This window comes from Dyadobacter sp. LHD-138 (assembly GCF_030929615.1).
Classification (GTDB): domain Bacteria; phylum Bacteroidota; class Bacteroidia; order Cytophagales; family Spirosomataceae; genus Dyadobacter.
The window spans coordinates 94,718-115,203 of record NZ_JAVFVU010000023.1 but is presented as its reverse complement, the minus strand read 5'-3'; the positions used below and the strand labels follow the sequence as shown (position 1 = coordinate 115,203).

At 43.8% G+C, this 20,486-nt stretch carries 14 protein-coding genes and 2 riboswitches; of the genes, 10 read left to right on the top strand and 4 right to left on the bottom strand.

What is annotated here, in order from left to right; translation table 11 throughout:
• The first annotated feature begins 20 nt into the window (after positions 1 to 20).
• The 6 genes from RB622_RS18260 to RB622_RS18235 all read left to right on the top strand — a co-directional run bounded on the left by RB622_RS18260 (position 21) and on the right by RB622_RS18235 (position 9,154).
• Entirely contained in the window at positions 21 to 1,211 is a 1,191-nt protein-coding gene (locus RB622_RS18260; protein WP_308048034.1) for a glycosidase, read from the top strand.
• Positions 1,211 to 2,395, top strand: coding sequence for an AGE family epimerase/isomerase (locus RB622_RS18255; RefSeq protein ID WP_308048033.1), 1,185 nt, complete (start codon positions 1,211 to 1,213; stop codon positions 2,393 to 2,395). Before RB622_RS18260 ends, RB622_RS18255 begins: the two co-directional genes overlap by 1 nt.
• Positions 2,396 to 2,875: 480 nt before the next feature.
• Positions 2,876 to 5,944 (top strand): SusC/RagA family TonB-linked outer membrane protein, encoded by a 3,069-nt coding sequence (locus tag RB622_RS18250; RefSeq protein WP_308048032.1) that lies wholly within the window; start codon positions 2,876 to 2,878, stop codon positions 5,942 to 5,944.
• A 33-nt stretch (positions 5,945 to 5,977) separates the two neighbouring features.
• Positions 5,978 to 7,498 carry a SusD/RagB family nutrient-binding outer membrane lipoprotein gene (locus RB622_RS18245; RefSeq protein WP_308048031.1) on the top strand — a complete coding sequence of 507 codons (1,521 nt, stop codon included), beginning with the start codon at positions 5,978 to 5,980 and terminating at the stop codon, positions 7,496 to 7,498.
• A 103-nt stretch (positions 7,499 to 7,601) separates the two neighbouring features.
• Complete coding sequence (locus RB622_RS18240; RefSeq protein ID WP_308048030.1) at positions 7,602 to 8,117, top strand: phosphoheptose isomerase; 516 nt, start codon at positions 7,602 to 7,604, stop codon at positions 8,115 to 8,117.
• A gap of 143 nt (positions 8,118 to 8,260) precedes the next feature.
• A complete protein-coding gene (locus RB622_RS18235) occupies positions 8,261 to 9,154 on the top strand; it encodes a DUF72 domain-containing protein (protein WP_308048029.1) in 894 nt (297 codons plus the stop codon).
• A gap of 60 nt (positions 9,155 to 9,214) precedes the next feature.
• Here RB622_RS18235 and RB622_RS18230 read toward each other — a convergent pair whose 3' ends face one another.
• From RB622_RS18230 to tnpA, 4 genes are all read right to left on the bottom strand, one after another.
• Entirely contained in the window at positions 9,215 to 10,174 is a 960-nt protein-coding gene (locus RB622_RS18230; protein ID WP_308048028.1) for a 3',5'-cyclic-nucleotide phosphodiesterase, read from the bottom strand.
• Between the two features lie 126 nt (positions 10,175 to 10,300).
• Positions 10,301 to 12,499 (bottom strand): TonB-dependent receptor, encoded by a 2,199-nt coding sequence (locus tag RB622_RS18225; protein WP_308048027.1) that lies wholly within the window; start codon positions 12,497 to 12,499, stop codon positions 10,301 to 10,303.
• Positions 12,500 to 12,563: 64 nt separating this feature from the next.
• On the bottom strand, positions 12,564 to 13,196 hold the full coding sequence (locus RB622_RS18220; protein ID WP_308048026.1) for a cytochrome c biogenesis protein CcdA: 633 nt from the start codon (positions 13,194 to 13,196) through the stop codon (positions 12,564 to 12,566).
• Positions 13,197 to 13,332: 136 nt separating this feature from the next.
• Positions 13,333 to 13,629, bottom strand: a riboswitch (cobalamin riboswitch).
• 724 nt (positions 13,630 to 14,353) lie between these two features.
• Complete coding sequence (gene tnpA / locus RB622_RS18215; protein ID WP_308048025.1) at positions 14,354 to 14,815, bottom strand: IS200/IS605 family transposase; 462 nt, start codon at positions 14,813 to 14,815, stop codon at positions 14,354 to 14,356.
• Between the two features lie 135 nt (positions 14,816 to 14,950).
• On the opposite strand from tnpA, the gene RB622_RS18210 reads away from it, so the two are divergent.
• The 4 genes from RB622_RS18210 (at position 14,951) to RB622_RS18195 (ending at position 20,404) form a co-directional block, all read left to right on the top strand.
• Positions 14,951 to 15,604, top strand: a complete 654-nt coding sequence (locus tag RB622_RS18210) for a hypothetical protein (RefSeq protein ID WP_308048024.1) — start codon at positions 14,951 to 14,953, stop codon at positions 15,602 to 15,604.
• A 47-nt stretch (positions 15,605 to 15,651) separates the two neighbouring features.
• Positions 15,652 to 15,931: riboswitch (cobalamin riboswitch) on the top strand.
• A gap of 183 nt (positions 15,932 to 16,114) precedes the next feature.
• On the top strand, positions 16,115 to 18,517 hold the full coding sequence (locus RB622_RS18205) for a TonB-dependent receptor (protein WP_308048023.1): 2,403 nt from the start codon (positions 16,115 to 16,117) through the stop codon (positions 18,515 to 18,517).
• 124 nt (positions 18,518 to 18,641) lie between these two features.
• On the top strand, positions 18,642 to 20,186 hold the full coding sequence (locus RB622_RS18200; protein WP_308048022.1) for a PepSY domain-containing protein: 1,545 nt from the start codon (positions 18,642 to 18,644) through the stop codon (positions 20,184 to 20,186).
• 68 nt (positions 20,187 to 20,254) lie between these two features.
• A complete protein-coding gene (locus RB622_RS18195) occupies positions 20,255 to 20,404 on the top strand; it encodes a hypothetical protein (protein WP_308048021.1) in 150 nt (49 codons plus the stop codon).
• Positions 20,405 to 20,486: the final 82 nt, after the last annotated feature.

The following is a 20,486-nucleotide window of genomic DNA, read 5'->3' as shown; positions in this document are numbered from 1 at the left end:
ATCGAAAATATTGAATCATTATGTCAGTTTTTAAAACGAGACTAACGCAGCTTCAAAAAGAACACACCTTACTTATTGAACGTAAAAATCAGTCAATTTGGCCGGGAAACGGAATTTACGACCGTTACACACATCCTGTTCTGACAGCCGCGCACGCGCCCATTTTCTGGGAATATGATCTTAACCCGGACACCAATCCGTTTCTAATGAAACGTTTCGGGATCAATGCTGCTTTCAATGCCGGCGCCATCAAACATGACGGTAAATATCTTGTGGTTGCCCGTGTGGAAGGATCCGACCGTAAGTCGTTTTTCGCCGTTGCGGAAAGTCCGAACGGGGTGGATAACTTCAAATTCTGGGATCATCCGATCGTGATGCCTGAAACGGGAGAACCCGATGGAAATGTTTACGACATGCGCCTGACCAGGCATGAAGACGGATTCATTTATGGACTTTTCTGTACGGAACGCAAAGATCCCAACGCCAGACCGGGAGACGAATCTTCGGCCATCGCGCAATGCGGCATTGCCCGCACTACAGACCTGAAAACCTGGGTGCGCCTGGCGGATCTGATCACCCCTTCTCCCCAGCAACGCAATGTGGTTTTACACCCGGAATTTGTCAACGGGAAATATGCTTTTTACACCCGTCCCCAGGATAGATTTATCGAAGCAGGTTCCGGTGGAGGTATCGGTTTTGGTTACGCTGAAACGATTGATAACGCCGTTATCGAGAAAGAATTCATCGTGGACCAAAAACAATACCACACCGTTTACGAAGCTAAAAACGGACAAGGACCGGCACCTGTTAAAACAGAAATGGGATGGCTGCATCTCGCGCACGGCGTTCGTAACACGGCCGCCGGATTGCGTTACGTGCTGTATATGTTTATGACGGATTTAAATGATCTTACCAAAGTGATTTACAAACCAGCTGGTTACTTCATAGCCCCCGAAGGCGAAGAACGGATTGGTGATGTCTCCAATGTAACTTTCTCAAACGGCTGGATTTTGGATGAAGACGGAACCGTATTTATCTACTACGCCTCATCCGACACACGCTTGCATGTGGCGACTACGTCATTAACGCAGCTGCTCGATTATGTCGTTAACACACCGGCTGACGGGTTCCGCTCGGCAGCGTCGGTTGATACTTTGACCGGTTTGATTAACAAAAACCTGACCCGCGCCGGTCATACTGTTGCCATATAATGCTAGAAAAACTGTCCTATTTTAAATCTGAGATCGAGAGCGAACTACACGCGATCCTGGATTTCTGGAAAAATCACGCAAGTGATATTCCCCAGGGTGGCTTCGTTGGGAAAATGGATCATGAAGGAGTTGTTCATACCGATGCGGAAAAAGGTTGCGTATTAAATGCCCGCATTTTATGGACGTTCGCCGCAGCCTATAACAACTTCAAAAATCCGGCTCACCACCTCCTGGCCGAACGCGCTTACGATTACATTCAAAATCATTTCCACGATCAGGAAAATGGCGGCGTTTACTGGTCCGTGGATGCCGCAGGAAAACCACGCAACACCAGAAAACAGATTTACGGGCTGGCTTTTACGATCTACGGATTAAGCGAATTTTACGGAAATAACAAAAAACAGGAAGTCCTGGATTTTGCCATTTCACTCTTTGAGCTAATTGAAAAAAATAGCTACGATCATAAAAATGGTGGTTATTGGGAAGCTTTCAGCGCAAACTGGCAACCGATGACCGATTTGCGGTTAAGCGAAAAAGACCGGAACGATCCCAAAACAATGAATACGCACCTGCATATCATGGAGGCTTATGTAAATCTCTACCGCATATGGCCTGAACCGCGTGTCGCAGCAAAAATCCGTCATCTGCTGGAAGTTTTTGAAAAACATATCATCGATCCCGACACTTTCCATTTGCAATTGTTCTTTAACGGAAAATGGGAAAGTCAATCCCAAGCTGTTTCTTACGGCCACGATATCGAAGCAAGCTGGCTTTTACATGAAGCGGCTGAAATTTTACACGATCAGGCACTGATAAAAAAATGGAAAGAGATTGCGCTCAGAATGGCCGATGCAGCTGCCAGAGGCTTTATGCCCGATGGAAGCCTGATCCATGAATATGACCCTGCAACCCACCGCACGGACACGCACCGGGAATGGTGGGTTTCGGCAGAAGGTATGGTTGGGTATTTAAATGTATATCAGATCAGCAACGATGACCGTTATCTGGAAAAAGTCGCAGGACTCTGGGCATTTGTTCAAAAACATTTATTGGATCAAGAAAAAGGCGAATGGTTCTGGGGCGTTCATGACGACTACTCAAAAATGCAGGAAGATAAAATCGGCTTCTGGAAATGTCCGTATCATAATGCCAGAGCCTGTATGGAAATTTTGAGACGTATTTAGGCCGTCCCGATTTGCAATCGGGACGGGAATGGTTTAGCCTTGTAACGCAAAGAAATGATAAAGTTAAAAACGCTGAACCAGGCAACACCGATTACAAATCGGTGTTAGCTACTCCGCTCCATACCGTGATTTTCTATCAAAAAGACTAAAAAATATACCATTGTACGTAGCTGCATCTAAATCAGCTACCACCAAACGAAACAACCGAACATAAACAACTAATAATGAGCCAATTGATACAATTAAAATTTGTATCAATTGACTCATTATCATTACAACCCATCGCTATACCGGCTTTCCGAAGATAATAACTGTGTTATTTTTTGATAAAATACGACTATATACGGCTAATTTTCAAATGGTAAATTTGCAATAAATAATTTAACTATATCAATAGAAAAATCAACCAGATGTAACTATTTGTATAATTAATTTTATCTACAAGAGTCCAGTTAACCTATTTTAAAACTTGAAAGCAGTATGCGAAAAAATGTACTAGTGACAGCACTCTTCTTTTCCTTACTCGTCACCGTGGGTTTTGCCCAGGAAATGACGGTAACGGGGAAAGTGACTGAAGAAGGAGGAAGTGAAATTGCCGGTGTCAATGTGGTTCTGAAAGGAACAAACCGCGGCACCACCACCAACGACAAGGGAGAATACAGCATCATGGCCGAAAAAGGCAAAGTGCTTACTTTCAGTTTCATCGGATACAATTCAAAAGAAATCACAGTCAATGCATCCGTCCTTGATGTTTCGCTGACCGTCGAAGCCACCGCACTGAATGAAGTTGTCGTCACTGCGCTTGGTATTAAAAAGGAGAAAAAAGCACTTGGTTATGCCGTTTCCGAGATCAAGGGAGAAGAACTGACCGTTGCCCGCACGCCAAACATGGCAAATTCCCTCGCAGGCAAAGTGGCCGGTCTTAATATTACCGGAACAGCCACAGGACCGGCAGGTTCCACACGGATAACCCTGCGAGGAAACGGATCCATTTCCGGAAATAACCAGCCACTGATCGTTGTAGACGGTATACCGATTAACAATGACAATCTTGGGCAGGCAGGCATGTGGGGAGGCGCTGACCAGGGCGACGGGATTTCGAGTTTAAACCCCGATGAAGTTGAAAACATCAGCGTTTTGAAAGGTGCTACGGCCGCAGCGCTTTACGGCTCACGGGCATCCAACGGTGCCATCCTTGTGACAACAAAAGGTGGAAAAAAAGAAAAAGGTATTGGCCTGGAAGTTAATAGCAATTTCCTTGCCGAGGACTTATTGATCAAAGAATTCAAAGATTACCAGTACCAATACGGAATGGGTAATAAAGGTTTGAAGCCCACAACGGTCGCAGAGGCCCTTACCTCAAATAGCTGGGGATCGAAACTGGATGGCACCAATGCGATTCAGTACGATGGCGTATCCAGACCCTATGTTGCACAGCGGGATAACCTGACGAAATTTTACCAGATGGGAAGTACTTTCACGAACAGTGTCGCCTTTTCAGGAGCGGCGGCCAGCAGCACTTATCGCTTCTCCATGAATAACATGGATAACAAAGGGGTAATGCCAAACAATACGCTGCACCGTAATAACTTTGCTTTGAATGTTAATTCAACGCTTGGCAAAAAACTGACGATCCTTACCAACATCAAGTACGTCTTTGAAAAAACCAAAAACAGACCGAGACTATCCGATTCTCCGGGAAATGCCAATTACACGCTTTATTCTCTTGCTTCTTCCATGGACGTTAACACGTTCAAAGACAGCAAATATGACGCCAAAGGAAATGAGCTCGTTTGGTCTGATAACGTTTATGTGACCAACCCTTATTTCGCAGCCTACGATTTCGTTAACAATGATCAGAAAAACCGGGTGATCGGTGCCATCGAACCTAAATTTGACTTTACCGACTGGCTTTATGTGAAAGGACGTATCGGGATCGATTATTTCAATTACCGCTATCGTTCCATCGAGCCTTATGGTACCGCCTACAAAACGCTGGGCTCCTATACCTCCAATCAAAGAGAATTTATGGAGCGTAATATGGACTTGATGCTGGGTGTCGACAAGAAATTCGGAGATAAGTTTGGGCTAAACCTGATTCTGGGCGGAAACCAGATGCGCAATGTTAACCGCCTTACCAACCTTGGCGGAAGCAACTTTAACATTCCGTTTTTCTATGATATTTCCAACATCGATCCAGCTGCCAGAAGTTCCAGTGAAAACTACATTGAAAAACGTATCAATTCACTTTACGCCTCCGGTGAGTTTTCTTTCAACAATTATCTGTTCATAACGGCCACGGCACGAAACGACTGGTTCTCAACGCTGGCCAGAGGATACAACAGTATACTTTATCCTTCCGTGGGTGGTAGTTTTGTCGTCTCAGAGGCGATACAAATGCCGAATGCGATCAATTACCTGAAAGTAAGGTCCTCATGGGCACAGGCCGGTGGTGCAACTGATCCATATAAATTATTACTTACCTACGCACTTTCCGGTGCGCACAACGGTGCTCCGCTGGCCCAGATCAACAATTCAGAAATACCCAATAGTCTGTTACAGCCATTAACCTCTACAACCTTTGAAGCTGGACTCGAAACAAGATTATTCAACAATCGTCTGACCGCTGACATCGCATTTTATACGAGAAAAACAACCAATGACATTGTCAATGCAACCGTATCTTATACCTCAGGCTACAATGCGGCAACGTTTAATGTAGGTGAAATATCGAACAAGGGTATCGAACTTTTGTTGAATTTTGAAGCACTGAAAAAGAATTCCTTTACCTGGAATGCATCCTTTAATATGGCCTACAACAAGAGTGAGGTTATCAACCTGTATGACAATCTGCAAACGTTACGTGTGGATGAAAACAGAACCAGAACGGCATACGTACACCAGGACATAGGCCTTCCTTACAGCCAGGTAAAAGGTTTTGATTTCAAACGTGACGCACAAGGCCGCGTGGTATACGATGCACAGGGTTATCCGCTTCAGGGTGAGCTGATCAGTTATGGTTCCGGGGTTTCACCATGGACACTAGGTTTCACTAACTCGTTCCGCTACAAAGGCTTCGGATTGAGCTTCCTGGTAGACGGTAAATTCGGTGGAAAATTATTCTCAGGCACAAACGCATTGGGCTACCGGCGCGGAAATCAAATCGAAACACTTGTAGGACGTGACGGCGGACTTATCGGCGAAGGGGTAAACGAAAAAGGCGAACCTAATACCATTCGTGTGGATGCACAGCCGTACTATGAACGAATAGCCAACAACATTGCCACACCGTTTGTGTATAGTTCTGACTTTGTGAAGCTGCGTCAAGTGATCATCGATTACGCAATACCAACGAAATATCTTGGCCCAAAATCTCCGTTTAAAGCGGTTTCACTGTCTCTGACCGGACGTAATCTTTTTATATTATTTAAGAAAACACCGAATATCGATCCTGAATCAAATTACAACAGTTCGAACGCGCAGGGGCTGGAATTTTACAGCGCTCCGCCAACACGCAGTATGGGCGTTAACCTGAATTTGAAATTCTAAAAGAGTCGGTATCATATCAAACAAGATAACATTATGAGACATAAAATATTAATCCTTTTCAGTCTGATGACCTTTTTGGGTTCTTGCACGAAGGACTTTGAGAAAGTGAACATTAATCCGAATGCTCCGGCGTCTGTTCCTCTGGACTATCTGCTAAGTCAATCATCGCTGCTGCTTGCCGGTTCTGCCGGTGACCCCGGTTATAAATCCTGGCGCGCCAACTTTATTTATGCAGGTTGTATCATGCAGCAAATGGCTTCGGTGGAGGTGAATTTTTACCGCGGAACCGTTTATACTTTTCAGGGCGATTTAAGCGCAGCCTATTTCGAAAGCTCTTATCCCAACTCGATAAAAAACCTGGTGAACTTGATCGATCTGGCAAGCAAGGATGCCAAAGATGTGAACATATTGTCCATGGCGAGAATACTGAGGGTGGTTGAAACTTCATTCCTGACGGACCTTTATGGCGACGTGCCTTATTCAGAAGCCGGAAAAGGATTTATCAGCAAGATCAATTCTCCCAAATATGATGCGCAGCAGGCCATCTACATGGACATGCTGAAAGAGCTTGATGAAGCGACCAAGGCATTTAATGCCTCTTCATACAAACCCACAACCGCTGATTTTGTTTATGGCGGTGATCTTGAAAAGTGGAAAAGAGGTGCACATTCTTTGATGCTGCGCATTGCTTTGCGTATGCAAAAAGCCGACGCAGCCAATGCACAAAGCTGGGCAAAGAAGGCTATTGATGCCGGTGTTATGACCAGCAATGATGATAGCTTTGCCATTAAAATGGACAAAACCGGAGCAGGAAACAACTCCAACGCCAACTCATGGAACCTGGGCGCGGGGAGAAAAATCGCCGATGGAAATAATATCCAATGGGCCAAAACCTTCATCGATATGATGAAAGCAAGAAAAGACCCCCGACTTCCGGTTGTGGCTGCGCTAAAAAATGGCGACCGCTCTGTTGACAAACAAATAGGTATTCCAAGCGGAACCGATGCCACCGCATTGGCTTCGCTTCCTGAAAAAAATCTGGACAACTATTCCCGCACTGCACCAAACATGTATGCGTTGAGTAACCCGTATTTCATCATGACCTATGCCGAATCTCAATTGTTGAAAGCCGAAGCGATTGAACGTGGCTGGTCTGCGGGTGACGCCAAAGCAGCCTTTGAGGCGGGACAAACAGCGGCGATTCTTCAGCTAAATTCTTATGGCGGTATACTGACCGACGCAGATGCAAAAGCTTATGCAGCCGCAAATCCTTATCCGGCTGGCAGCCTGGATGCAAAAATGGAAGCGATCCAAACAGAAAACTGGCTGATCAATGGCTCCGTACTAAACCACATGGAGGCCTGGGCCGACTGGCGCAGAACAGGATTCCCAAAACTGATTCCCGTAAACTATCCTGGAAATGAAACCAACGGTCAAATCCCCCGCCGCCTGCGTTATCCGCAAAGTGAGGTGGGTGTAAACGACAACATCAAAGAAGCGATCACACGACAAGGTGGAGATACTTTCATGACCAAAATGTGGTGGGATAAATAAGATACGACAGCCTCTTCGAAAGATGCTCCAAAATATCGGAGCATCTTTTTGCTTTTTATCCTAATTTTGAGGTTTATCGGATCATAACCAAACTTATCAAAATATGCTTGACGTATTTCCTGCTTCAACAGACAAAGCTATTGTTTTCGAAAATGTACAGAAGTTCATTGACGAACAAGGCTTCAATGTTGTAGCTAAAGACCATTCTCGTCCTTGGGGAGGCTTTTTTGTACTTGACGAAAGCCAGGCGCCACAGTTTATCAAAACATTCTTCCCGCATTTATCCCTGGAAGATTTTGCAGGTTATGAAAAGCTAAGCCCAAAAATCTTAGTGGTGGCTCCTGAAAAACGTTTATCATGGCAATATCACCACCGTCGTGCCGAAATCTGGAAAGTGATCGGTGGCAACGCGGGTATTGTGATCAGCGATACGGATGAAGAAACGGAAATGAAACAATTGCCAATCGGAACGGTGATCAGCCTGAATCAGGGTGAGCGCCACCGTTTGATCGGTGTTGACGAATGGGGTGTTGTGGCCGAAATCTGGCAACATACGGATCCTTCCAATCCATCGGATGAAGACGATATCGTCCGCGTTCAGGATGATTTCGGAAGATAATTTTGACAAAGTGACAGTGCCATGGCTCATTAACCATGGCACTTTTTTTACTCAATTAGTTTTTGGAGCTTCGATACCTGAAATATTTGGTAAATTTAAACCTCCCGTCACCTTTCCCAAACCTTACTCCCATATATAGCGCCATGAAATTCGGAAAAATTGAAAACCCGGAGAAAGTTGATTTCGTACTTCCTCCCGATCATAAGGATAACAAGATCGTTTTAGAAAAATCGAAAAAAGGCAGGCCGGAGATTTTTATCGGCTGTGCAAAATGGAATAAGTCCGACCTGAAAAACTTTTATCCAAAAGGTACAAAAGACGAGCTTGCCTATTATGCCACACAATTCAACAGCATTGAATTAAATGCTACCTTTTATAACAATTTCCCGGTTGATACCATTGACAGCTGGCATGATAAAACTCCGGAAGGTTTCAGGTTTTTCCCAAAATTGCACCAGGGGATCAGTCATTGGAAAAGGTTGAAAGATGCGGAAGACCCAACGAGTGTGTATCTGGATCATATTTCACATCTTGAAGAAAAACTGGGCATGCTGTTTCTGCAATTGCCGGATAACTTCGGACCGAAAAACTGGGAAGTTCTAAGAGATTATCTGGAAGTATGGCCGTCCGGATTTCCTTTGGCACTTGAACTGAGGCATACCGGCTGGTATGACGGATCCTGGAACAGCGACAGCCTTTATGAACATCTCGAAAAGAAAAATATCACACACATCATCACCGATACCGCCGGCCGCCGCGACCTGCTGCATATGCGCCTGACGACCCCAACGGCATTTGTCCGCTATAACGGAGCTAATGTGGACTCTGATTACACGCGCCTGGACGACTGGATGGACCGGTTGAAAAAATGGGTAGATGCCGGCATTGAAAACATCTATTTCTTTGTGCACCAAAATCACGAAGAAGCCTCTCCCCTTCTATCGGCTTATCTGATCGAAAAAGTCAACAAGGAGTTTGGGACGGACATTAAAATTCCGCATAATCCAAATGCCTCCAAGCAAATCGGATTGTTTTAGCCATAACTTTCTCTTTGCCACGAATTTCGTAAATGTTTGCCGTCTGAATTCGTGGCATTTTTATAACTCGAAAGCACTTCCCTGTTCCGGAAAAATAATGTCAAGTCCCAGCGCATTGCCATCGCTCAGCTGGCCTTTGATGATTACCTCGTTTTGTCCCGTCGGCTTGATGTGCGTAACAATAACCTTTAAATCGCGCATATTTTCCTTTCCCGCCAGCGCAGCCAGTTTATTCATTTCTTTCATCAGCCATGCGGGCGTAAGGTGCCCAAAAAGTTTATCATCAGGCTGCTCATTGGGATAGGAAACTTCAAGGAAAATGCCGGTTAACGTTTTTGTTTTGACTAACGGAGCAACCGCTTCCCAGACTTTTTGAAGTTTGTTTGATTTTTCCACCTCGTCGGGACCGGTATCTCCAAAATACAAAACCTGTTTTCCATTATGCTGAATCAGGAACGCGGCACTTTCATAAGGATTCCCGTGACTGAGTGAGAAAGATTTTACGGTCATTTCTGTATTTTCCAGACTTACCTCCTGCCCTTCCGTCAACGGTTTATACTTGTATTTTTTCAAAGAAACACCGTTACCGTCACTTCCGAAATTCGGCCAGCTTTCCCAGTTGAAATAGTGCTTTTTAACAATTTCGATACATTTTGGCAAGCCATAAATACTCTTGACCGTATCCTCAGGCGCATTGATGATCAGACCGGAAATATGGTCGAGGTGCGGGTGTGAGATCAGATAACCTTTGATAAAACGCCTGAAAACCTGGTCGGTCGTTGCAGCAAACGCTCCGTTGGCAACAGACATTTCGATTCCCTGGTGTATGGTGCCGGCATCCAGGCAAACGTAAGCCGTCGAATTGACCGGCGCCATCATATACGCCGACATATTCCCTTCCTCAACCCCGCCTTTAACCCCAAGCGGAACCACGTTAAATGCAGACTGCGCCTGACAAACCGAAGTTAAAAACTGAAAAATGCATGAAAATATAATGAGGCAGTAAATCCGTAGTCGCATGATGAGTTGGATTGAGATGTCGCAAATAATAAATCCTTCATCCTAAGATACGGATGAAGGATTTATATTATTATCCCGACGGTAAACAATTCGGTACGCGCGTTACCGAAAACCGGTTAGCTTATGCTAAAATGCAACTGTATAACGTACTGAAACAGCGCGACCGGGCAAGTTATAGCCACGTTTTTCATAATAATTTTCATCGGTTACATTATTAACCTTTAACGCCAGCGTATGTTTTTGAGCGATTTTGAAAGCCGCCGTAAAATCCAATACCATGTATTTAGGATAATCGATCACTGGATTGATCGGATCCGTGTAGTCGATATCCTTGCGTGTTCCAATCGAACGCCCCGACAAACGCAGACGAAGCCATTTCAGGTTATCATATTCCAAACCATAGTTGAATGTGTTTTTAGCCACATTCTGAATATCGCGGGTAACTTTCGATTCGTCAGTTCCCACGATATCTTCTGCTGCCTTAAACATGGAAGTTGCATTGATATACGCTTTCAAGGAATAACGATAATTTGAAAGTGCGCCGAAATCATAAGTCACTTCGGTCTCCAAACCGTTGATTTCTGCATCCGCCGCATTGACAAAAGTAGCACGGGAAACGATGACATCTTTATTGGCAAGCGGTTCATTAACCGTTCTGATCACCTTGGCAATCCGGTTGGTTACCTTCGTTGAAAAATACGTTACGTTAGCTGAAAGACCTGTTTTTGGTTTATTAAAACTCAAACCCAAATCCCAGCTCACACTGCTTTCGTTTTTCAAATCAGGGTTTCCGGCCGTAACCGCAATTCTTCCTTTTGAATCCCGTATTTCGTTATATCCTGCCACGCTGTACGCATCTGTGGTTACAAAAGCGCGTCCAACGGTTCCTTTTACCCGCAGTGCAGGAATCAGCTCATAACTCAGCCCTAAGCTCGGACTTGTAAACGGATTCGTTTTTTTACCTGATTTATACGTCGGCAAAAGTGCCGTTTCCTTTACATCAAAGGTAATGTTATCATAACGGACACCTGGCTGCACTGTCAGGCGACCGAAGTTCAACATGGCCTGGGCAAAAAATGCGGAAGAAATAATGGCATAAGCCGGCTGCGTTGGTGCGCGTTCGGTTGTGTCGTTTGTCCAGCGTCGGCTCTTGGTTGAAGCATTCAGATAATCATAACCTACAATTAAAGAATGCTTACCGATGGACCAGACATCCTTTACCTGAATGCCTTTCCAGGAATTTCCCAATTCCGCAGAACGGAATGGAATAACCGGCTTGCCTGATGTGTTGAGTGTATAGTTTTTTGTATTTTCTTCCGAGGTGAAAACTTTCAGGCTCGGACTGTGATTACCGATTTTACCCGTCAAAGCCACATCAAATGCAGCGCGGTCAACATCCTTTGTGCTTGCTTCGGTGGAACCCGAAGAAATTTCTCCCGGCGATTCTACGTTTTTTGCCTGGAATTTATCCCCACGAATATCAATCCGCCAATTTTCGTTCAACTGATAACCCAACCGCAAGGCACCCGAAAAATAATGCAGCTTGGTATAAGGTCTTCTTACACCGTCGGCACTGCGCTCATCGACATCCTGAACGGGTTGAGTCGTGTAGTTTTTTCTAACCGTCGTATAATCAAAAGCATCGCGAAACAAATTCCATTTCCCTATTTTATAATCTTTTGATCTTTCAAAATAGGAGAATGACATGTCATAATCCAGTTTTTTGGTAAGATTCCCACCCGCATTCAAACCCGCCTGCAATGTTTGAAAACTTCCGTATTCGATAAATCCGTTGCCTTTTGTATCTCCTTTTGATCGTTGTGTGATGATGTTAATGACGCCGCCCATCGCCTGAGATCCGTACAAAGAAGAGGCAGGTCCTTTTAAAACCTCAATTCTTTCGACACCATTTAAGTTGATCTGAGATAAGTTGGTGGCTCCTGCGGCACGGCCGTCGATCAAGAGCAGAGTACGCTGGTTTAATCCAGAGAACTGCGGACGAAATCCACGGATACCGATCCCCGACGAAAGGTTCGGATATTGAATGACATCCACGGCAGCAGTTTTACGGACAATATCAGTCAGGTCATTGGAAGGGGTCATTTCAATATCCTGGCGACTGATGATATCCAGTTTCTGAGGAATTTTTTCCTTTCTGGTTTCATAACGCGTAGCCGTTACCACAACAGGATTTAATATATTTTCTCGGGTAGAATCAGATAAAACCACTTCCTGTGCCTGCGCAGAGAAAGTGGTAACGGCCATGGCTAATAGACCGGCAAACGTGTGTTGATGAAAGGTAGAAAAGTAAAAATTATGCTTCATTGGTATGGATAGAATAATTGATTGCGATTTTGGGAATGATCTATTCAAAGTTATTTTGTAAAAACTACCCCTGAAAAGCCTCGTAGAGTGTGATGAGCCCTATAATAATCGAAAAAACACCTACGATATAGTTGATAATCTTCAAGACAGAATCCCGTTTCGCGGCAAACTTGTTAATGGAAAAAGCGAAGAAATATCCGTACGCCGACATCGACAAAATAATACCGAGGCTTTGAATAACGATAATCCAAACGGCAGTATAGGCGTCACTGGCAGCGAGTGTCAGCGCCACGGCGCAGGCCCCACCCGTTCCGGCCAGTCCATGCACCATCCCGACCCAAAAAGAGCGGCTGACTTTTTGAGCGTTAATAGTCAGTTCAGCTAAATCTGGTTTCCTAAAATTCCGTCTCAAGGCCACAATACCCAGCCAGATCATCAACGGCCCGATTATCAACTCGACTTTCTCGGAGATATCCAATGAAATATTTGATTTCAGGATAAGCACCAGACAGGCAAACAAAATAAGTGTAAGGGAATGCCCAAGTGCCCAATGCGACGACCGCCAGATCAGCTTCAAACGATCTTTTGGTTTCTGATTTTTTTCGGTGGCCAACACCGAAACCGCGGCCATATGGTCGGGCCCAAAGGAGTGCTGAACGCCTAGAAGAAGAGAGTCTACTAATAAATAATTGATCATTTCTTTTTACATAAGTAATTGAGAAAACCCGTTTTAACATATTAAGGGCTACTTATGAAAAATGCACCATGAAGCAACTTAGCAACAAACGACGCTGCCAACTCAGTAACTTCCTGCTTCTTTTCCCGAAAGCATTCCGAATATGATGTTACATGGCAGGTCTTCTGGCTCGTTCAGTCTAACAACGCCTTCCCGGTCCCAGTGTTGAATTTTGAATGAGTGAATAATTGAATGGTGGAAAACTCCGAGATCTGGCTCACTCTTCCCATTCTATCATTCACCAATTCTATCATTCAACATTGTCTCCCCAGTGGCAAAAATGTTGTGACTTTTTAATGAACTTACAGCAGCGGGTACTACTCCGGATTCTCACCGGATTCCCTTTTAAGTGTTTGGCCCTTGTGCCTCACACACCACTTAACGGATGCAAACTTACTATTAAATTTATTAGTGAGACAAAATTATTTTGATAGAGGATAGTGTAAGGCAACCCACACGAGACGTTCCTAACGGAACGAAATGAGGCAAATTGGAAATTTCATTGCTACCTACAAAATGTCCCGATGGGACATGATTCGGCAAAATAGCTTCACGGCAGAGATGTAGACAGGAAATCGCAAAGACTTTTATATTGACGAATGCCCGATAGCACATGTTCCGATAACAACACTCCTCCGGTAGCGATACCCAAGGCAAATTGAAAATACTTTTATATTGACGAATGCCCGGTAGCACCTGTTCCGGTAACAACATTCCCGGATAGCGATGCCCAAGGCAAATTGAAAATACTTTTATATTGACATATGCCCGGTAGCACATGTTCCGGTAACAACATTCCCGGATAGCGATGCCCGAGGCAAATTGAAAATACTTTTATATTGACATATGCCCGGTAGCACCTGTTCCGGTAACAACATTCCCGGATAGCGATGCCCGAGGCAAATTGAAAATACTTTTATATTGACATATGCCCGGTAGCACCTGTTCCGGTAACAACATTCCCGGATAGCGATGCCCGAGGCAAATTGAAAATACTTTTATATTGACATATGCCCGGTAGCACATGTTCCGATAGGAACATCTTGTTGGTAGAAAAGATCTATGCATTGCCTTTTCCCAACGTTCCTTCGGAACGTTTCGTGACGAATACTTATCGCCTATTCCAATTCCTTAAAAATATACTGCTCCTCCCATTCAATGTCAAACGCCACCAACAATTTCCTGTATTCTTCTAAAAAACTTTTCTTTTGATGATGGGTCTCCTGGTTTTGAATGTATCTGATCACGTCGGGCACCTGGCTTTTTCCATAGGAAAAGGCACCATAACCTTCTTGCCACGCAAATGGATGCCTGGAAAAATTCTGAGCTTTAACCCATTTGTTACTTTCTGTTTTAACGTTTTGTATCAAGGAGGAAATCGACTGATGCGGACGAATGCCGGCGAGGATATGAATGTGATCTGGCATGCTATTAATTTGAAGCATCTTGTGCCGGTTCTCCTGAAATATTCCGGTGATGTATTGGTGTAATTTTTCTTTCCAAACCGGCTGAATAAGTGCCTCTCTGTATTTTACCGCAAATACAAAATGGATGTGAAGTTGTGTGTAGGTATTAGCCATATTTCGATAGTGTGTTGTAAGAAAGCAATTTATCGAAAATCACCAAACGTTCCTAACGGAACGAAAGCCCTACCTTTACTCCACCATTTTCTACCAACGAAATGTCCCAAAGGGACAAAAGATCACGAAATATAAATGTTTAAAGACTATAAGCTCGCATCTAACACCGTCTTTTTGTTCCAAAGGAACATTTTGTTGGTAGAAAATACGGAAAAATCCCGGGTCCTCGTTCCATCAGAACGTTTCGTGCAAGTACAAAGCATCAAATCTTTAAAGAATTACAAGCTCCTATCCAACACCGTCTTTTTACCCCAAAGGAACATTTCGTTGGTAGAAAATCCGGAAAAATCCCGAACCATCGTTCCATCGGAACGTTTCGTACTAGTACAAAGCATCAAATCTTTAAAGAATTACAAGCTCCTACCCAACACCGTCTTTTTGTTCCAAAGGAACATTTCGTTGGTAGAAAATCCGGAAACATCCCGAGCCATCGTTCCATCGGAACGTTTCGTGCAGGTACAAAGCATCAAATCTTTAAAGAATTACAAGTTCGCATCCAACACCGTCTTTTTGTTCCAAAGGAACATTTCGTTGGTAGAAAATCCGGAAAAATCCCGAACCATCGTTCCATCGGAACGTTTCGTGCAAGTACAAAGCATCAAATCTTTAAAGAATTACAAGCTCCTACCCAACACCGTCTTTTTGTTCCAAAGGAACATTTCGTTGGTAGAAAATCCGGAAAAATCCCGAGCCATCGTTCCATCAGAACGTTTCGTGCAGGTACAATAACTTCGATTTAAAACCGTACATTTGCGCCTCAATAAGTTCTTTTCTTTATTTTTCCAACAGGAAAAGGTTTTACTATCAGTGAATTAATAGGGAATCGTGTGTAAATCACGAACTGTCGCGCAACTGTAAGTAACATCAAAAATTTATATCAATCATGTCCACTAGGCTAATGATTGAATGAGTGAATGATAGAATGGATGGAGTAAGCCAGATTTTGGCAGCTTCCAACATTCATGAATTCTCACATTCGATCATTCAAAATTAATCCCGGGAAGGACGGTATAAATGTTACAAGTCAGGAGACCTGCCTTTTTCTATGTTGACAATGCTTTCGCGGAATGAAGCTTCGTCAGGTTTGGTGTTTTTCTATCCAGGCAAATTTGCCATGGATCGCTATGCCCTTGCGGTATGCTGAACACATTTTCTTGTCTTTATTTCTTCTTCCTTCCGACGGCATTCCAAAATACAGCTAAGAGCTTTTAACTCATTTCTCTAATCAAAGTTAAAGGTATGCAAACGCAAAAAAACTGTTTCCCGCGGACTGGAAACAGCAATCAAATTACAACAAGAACACGGTACAGTCATGTACTCAAAATCGCTCTGTTTATCCAGCTATTGCTAATCAACGCAGCTTTTGCCCATCATTTTGGCACATTAAAAGGTTCCATCCAAAGTGAAACAGGCGATCCAATTATTGGCATTCATGTTCGTTTGGAAGGGACATCTTTCGCTGCGATAACAAATGAATCCGGTCATTTTGAGATCAAAAACATTCCGGCCGGTCATTATACACTACTGGCAAGCGGAATTGGTTATGAGGCGAAAAAAGAAAACATCGAAATCAAACAAAATGAGATAACACTTTTACAATACAAGTTAAACAGCAAGACCAACGAGCTGTCGGAGGTGGTAATCAGTTCAGGCGCCAACCGCTCGTTTTCTTCGGTAAATAAAATTGATGTGCCGCTTCGTGATATGCCAATCACAACTTCCACGGTATCTGTAAAAACAATCGAACAGCGTGGAGTCGATGATTTGGGTGAAGCTATGAAAAACACAACCGGTGTTCTGGCGAACAATACCTACGGTGGTTTTCAACACTTTACCATTCGAGGATTTTCAAATTTCGTTTTATTGGTTGATGGTGTCCGCGACGAAAGACATAACATTTCTACCAGTGCACCCAATACAAATCTTGCCAATGTTGAGCGTATAGAAGTCTTAAAAGGGCCTGCTTCTGTCCTTTTTGGTCACTCGGCTTTGGGTGGCATTATCAACATTGCCAGAAAACGCCCAACTGCCAATTTCAAAGCAGATTTCTCAGCAACCTATGGCAGCTTCAATACCAGAAGAATCCGTGCCGGCGCCGGCGGTGCAATCAGTGACAAGCTGCGTTACCGGGTCGATTTCGGCATGTCGGATACCGACGGATACCGTCATTCCGGTTCCAATACGAACAATGGTTATCTGGCTTTGGAATATACACCCACCGACAAAGATTTATTCTATCTGACAATTGGTGCCAACAAAGATATTTATGATACAGATACCGGCATTCCCATGCTTGAAAGCAGCAAGGTAGTTCCCGGGATGAATGTCAACACACGGTACAACGATCCGGCCGATTTCCTGAAACATACCCGCTACGACTATCAGCTGAAATATGTTCATAAATTCAATGAAAGGTTAAAACTTTCAAACCAGCTTTCTTATTACGACGACAACATCAATTATTTCTCCACAGAAGAATTGACGCTGAACAATTCATTGGATTCGATCAATCGCTCGTTCCCGTTTTATTTCAACCATTTAACAAAACCCTTGCAAAACCAGCTGGAACTGACTTATGAATTCAACACCGGCCGCATTGAACATAAGTTACTGGTTGGATATTCATTAAGTCTTCTCAACAGAAAAACATACAACGGCGATGTTTACGGTCCTGGCAAAAACGCAACCGTAGCCATCTCCAATCCGATCCTGAATCAGGGTCACATCAATTTCAGGGACGTAAATTACAAAGCGACCATGGAAAATGTTCATGGGATTTACGTGCAGGACTGGATCAAAATCACGGATAATTTAAAAGCACTGGCCGGGCTGCGTTATGACATTTTCGATGGCACCTATTATACCAACAAAGTTGACGCCGACAGAAATATAACCGAAAAAGGTCCTGAATCTACCATTTCAAAATCCGCATTAACCTACCGCGCAGGTTTGGTTTACCAACCAATAGAACCATTGTCTGTGTACGGTTCTTATTCTACTTATTTCAAGCCATCACGCCGTGTTGCACCCAATGGAGAGACCTTCGATCCGGAAACGGGTTATCAGGGAGAGGTCGGAAGTCGTCTGGAATTATCATCCAGATGGGCTGCCAATCTTGCCTTTTATTATATGCGTAAAAACAATCAGCTGGAAGCCTTGCCGGGTGGTGTTTACAAAAGAATCGGCTCTGCCGAATCGAAGGGATTTGAAGCGGAAATCAACGGAAACCTTTTACCAGGGTTGGATCTTACGGCGGGTTACACCTTCTCAAAAGCGAAATACCTGCCCTATGACAGTGAAGAAATCAATGTCGCTGCCGGAAAAAGAGTATCCTTCGCTCCCACCAATATGTTAAATGCCTGGTTGAATTATGAACTGCAAACCACTGCGCTGAAAGGACTCAGTTTAGGAGCAGGTGCCAATTACATGAGTGAGACTTTCACCAACAGTGCCAACACCTATGCGTTACCTGCATATACCGTCGCAGATGTAGCGATTGGATACCGTGTTGGGCGCGTAGGTTTACGACTGAATATCAACAATTTGTTTAACGAAAAATACTTCGCTAATGCCATTTATACAAGCCAGTTTTCACCGGGAGCAACAAGAAATTTTCTGCTGAGTTTGAAGTATGGCATCTAGGATTTTTTACCCGTCCGACGGTTTTTTAACCGTCGGACGGGATTTTTGCATAAGACATCGTATCAGCCAAAAATATTTTCGATTGACAATCTTAGCTATCCGGCGAACATGTCAATTTCTTCCTATGAAAAACATTACAAAATATACTTTGCTCCTGCACCGCTATCTCGGATTTGCATTGAGTCTGCTTTTTGTGATCTGGTTTTTGTCGGGTTTCGCGATGATGTATGTCAAATATCCAACGATGCGGCAAAATGAAAGATTACAAAACCTACCCGTTGTTGACCTAAGCCACGCCAATCTAAGTCTGAAGGAATCCTTGGCAAAATCCAGTATCACGGATACTTTACGCGCAGTCAGGTTAGGCATGTTGCTCGACAGACCTGTCTACCGCGTTACGACAATCCAAAATAAAAACCTCGCCATTTATGCCGACAATGGAGAATTATTGACTCCAACGGATACCATACTGGCACAAAAACTGGCGATTACTTTCCTCAAAAACAGATATCTGCCTAAAAAGTATGAAACCTTAACTGAAATCGATCAGTGGATGGCCGGTGCCAGATCGATGGGATATCAGCCTCCAGTGCACCGTTTTAAGATGAACGATCCCGAAGAAACCTACCTATATGTGTCTACCCAAACAGGAGAAGTAGTGCAAATGGTTAATGTCAAACAGCGTTTCCTTGCCTGGCTGGGTCCTATTCCACACTGGATTTACCCGACTGTGCTGTTGAGAAACAGACCACTTTGGAATGACATGATCATCTGGACTTCCTCCCTGGGTACACTCATGTGCATCGCCGGTATTGCGATGGGTTTTATTCGTTACAAAAGAAAGGATAAAGATTCACTGGCTTTTAGTCCGTATAAAAAGAAGTGGTTTCGCTGGCATCACTATACGGGTTTTGTCTTTGGAATTTTTGCTTTCACCTGGGTTTTCAGTGGTCTGTTATCCATGACTCCCTGGGATTGGGCACCCTTTACCAGACTAAATCCGGACGAAAATAGACAATGGACGGGTGGAGTTTTCAACCCTGATTTATTTAAGCTGCCTCCTTCGAAAGCATCGGCGGTTTTCAGAAACAACCTGGCACTGAAAGAGATTCATTATACACAATTACAGGGAAAACCGTATTATCAGGGCTATCAGGACGAACAGCACACGCAGCTCTTATTGGCCGACAATTCGTCGAACAACGCTTTTGAGTTATTTCCTTCCAAGCCTTTTGTCCAAACGGTTAAAGCGCTGAACCCGGCAGTTAATGTGTTAGAAGCTGTGGTACTGTCGGATTACGACGATTATTATTACTCGAAAAACAGAGACAAACGCCTTCCGGTATTAAGGGTCAAAATGGATACACCCGAAAAAACATGGTACTATATTGATCTAAAAACGGGGCAGGTGGTTTTAAAACATGAGAAAAAGAGCCGTTTGGAAAGGTGGTTGTACCACGGATTACATAGTCTGGATTTCAGTTTCATCTTTTACAAAAGACCGTTATGGGATATCATTGTGATTATTTTGATGCTTGGAGGTTTGGCCGCGAGTAGCACAGGATTAGTGTTGACGTGGAAATGGTTAAGGAGGAAGGTAAAAAATAAAAAGCCGGTTTTGAAGCGACAGGCAGTGGTTGAAGATCGTTTGAAAGATGGTGTACAATAAATCACGAAACGTTCCTATGGAACGAATTGATTGATCTTGAACCTAGTTTCTACCGACCAAACGTCCCTATGGGACGACGTTCAAAGGCCAATATTTTGCCGAAAAATCTCCAGATCTCGCTAAATAAAAACGTCCCTTTGGGACGTCTGGTTGGTAGCTACGATTTCGTTTGGGTCTATTGGCTTCGTTCCATCGGAACGTTTCGTGTAAATATCTAAAAACTAACATACACTTTAAAATCTGTCCCTACCAACAAACCCGATTCTTAATGTATTTTTGTCAAGACAACAATTAACGCCA

Excerpts from the sequence above, each read along its gene's own strand:
- RB622_RS18260 (WP_308048034.1), top strand. The coding sequence starts at position 21 with ATGTCAGTTTTTAAAACGAGACTAACGCAGCTTCAAAAAGAACACACC.
- RB622_RS18255 (WP_308048033.1), top strand. The coding sequence starts at position 1,211 with ATGCTAGAAAAACTGTCCTATTTTAAATCTGAGATCGAGAGCGAACTA.
- RB622_RS18250 (WP_308048032.1), top strand. The coding sequence starts at position 2,876 with ATGCGAAAAAATGTACTAGTGACAGCACTCTTCTTTTCCTTACTCGTC.
- RB622_RS18245 (WP_308048031.1), top strand. The coding sequence starts at position 5,978 with ATGAGACATAAAATATTAATCCTTTTCAGTCTGATGACCTTTTTGGGT.
- RB622_RS18240 (WP_308048030.1), top strand. The coding sequence starts at position 7,602 with ATGCTTGACGTATTTCCTGCTTCAACAGACAAAGCTATTGTTTTCGAA.
- RB622_RS18235 (WP_308048029.1), top strand. The coding sequence starts at position 8,261 with ATGAAATTCGGAAAAATTGAAAACCCGGAGAAAGTTGATTTCGTACTT.
- RB622_RS18230 (WP_308048028.1), bottom strand. The coding sequence starts at position 10,174 with ATGCGACTACGGATTTACTGCCTCATTATATTTTCATGCATTTTTCAG.
- RB622_RS18225 (WP_308048027.1), bottom strand. The coding sequence starts at position 12,499 with ATGAAGCATAATTTTTACTTTTCTACCTTTCATCAACACACGTTTGCC.
- RB622_RS18220 (WP_308048026.1), bottom strand. The coding sequence starts at position 13,196 with ATGATCAATTATTTATTAGTAGACTCTCTTCTTCTAGGCGTTCAGCAC.
- tnpA (WP_308048025.1), bottom strand. The coding sequence starts at position 14,815 with ATGGCTAATACCTACACACAACTTCACATCCATTTTGTATTTGCGGTA.
- RB622_RS18210 (WP_308048024.1), top strand. The coding sequence starts at position 14,951 with ATGTTTAAAGACTATAAGCTCGCATCTAACACCGTCTTTTTGTTCCAA.
- RB622_RS18205 (WP_308048023.1), top strand. The coding sequence starts at position 16,115 with ATGCAAACGCAAAAAAACTGTTTCCCGCGGACTGGAAACAGCAATCAA.
- RB622_RS18200 (WP_308048022.1), top strand. The coding sequence starts at position 18,642 with ATGAAAAACATTACAAAATATACTTTGCTCCTGCACCGCTATCTCGGA.
- RB622_RS18195 (WP_308048021.1), top strand. The coding sequence starts at position 20,255 with ATGGGACGACGTTCAAAGGCCAATATTTTGCCGAAAAATCTCCAGATC.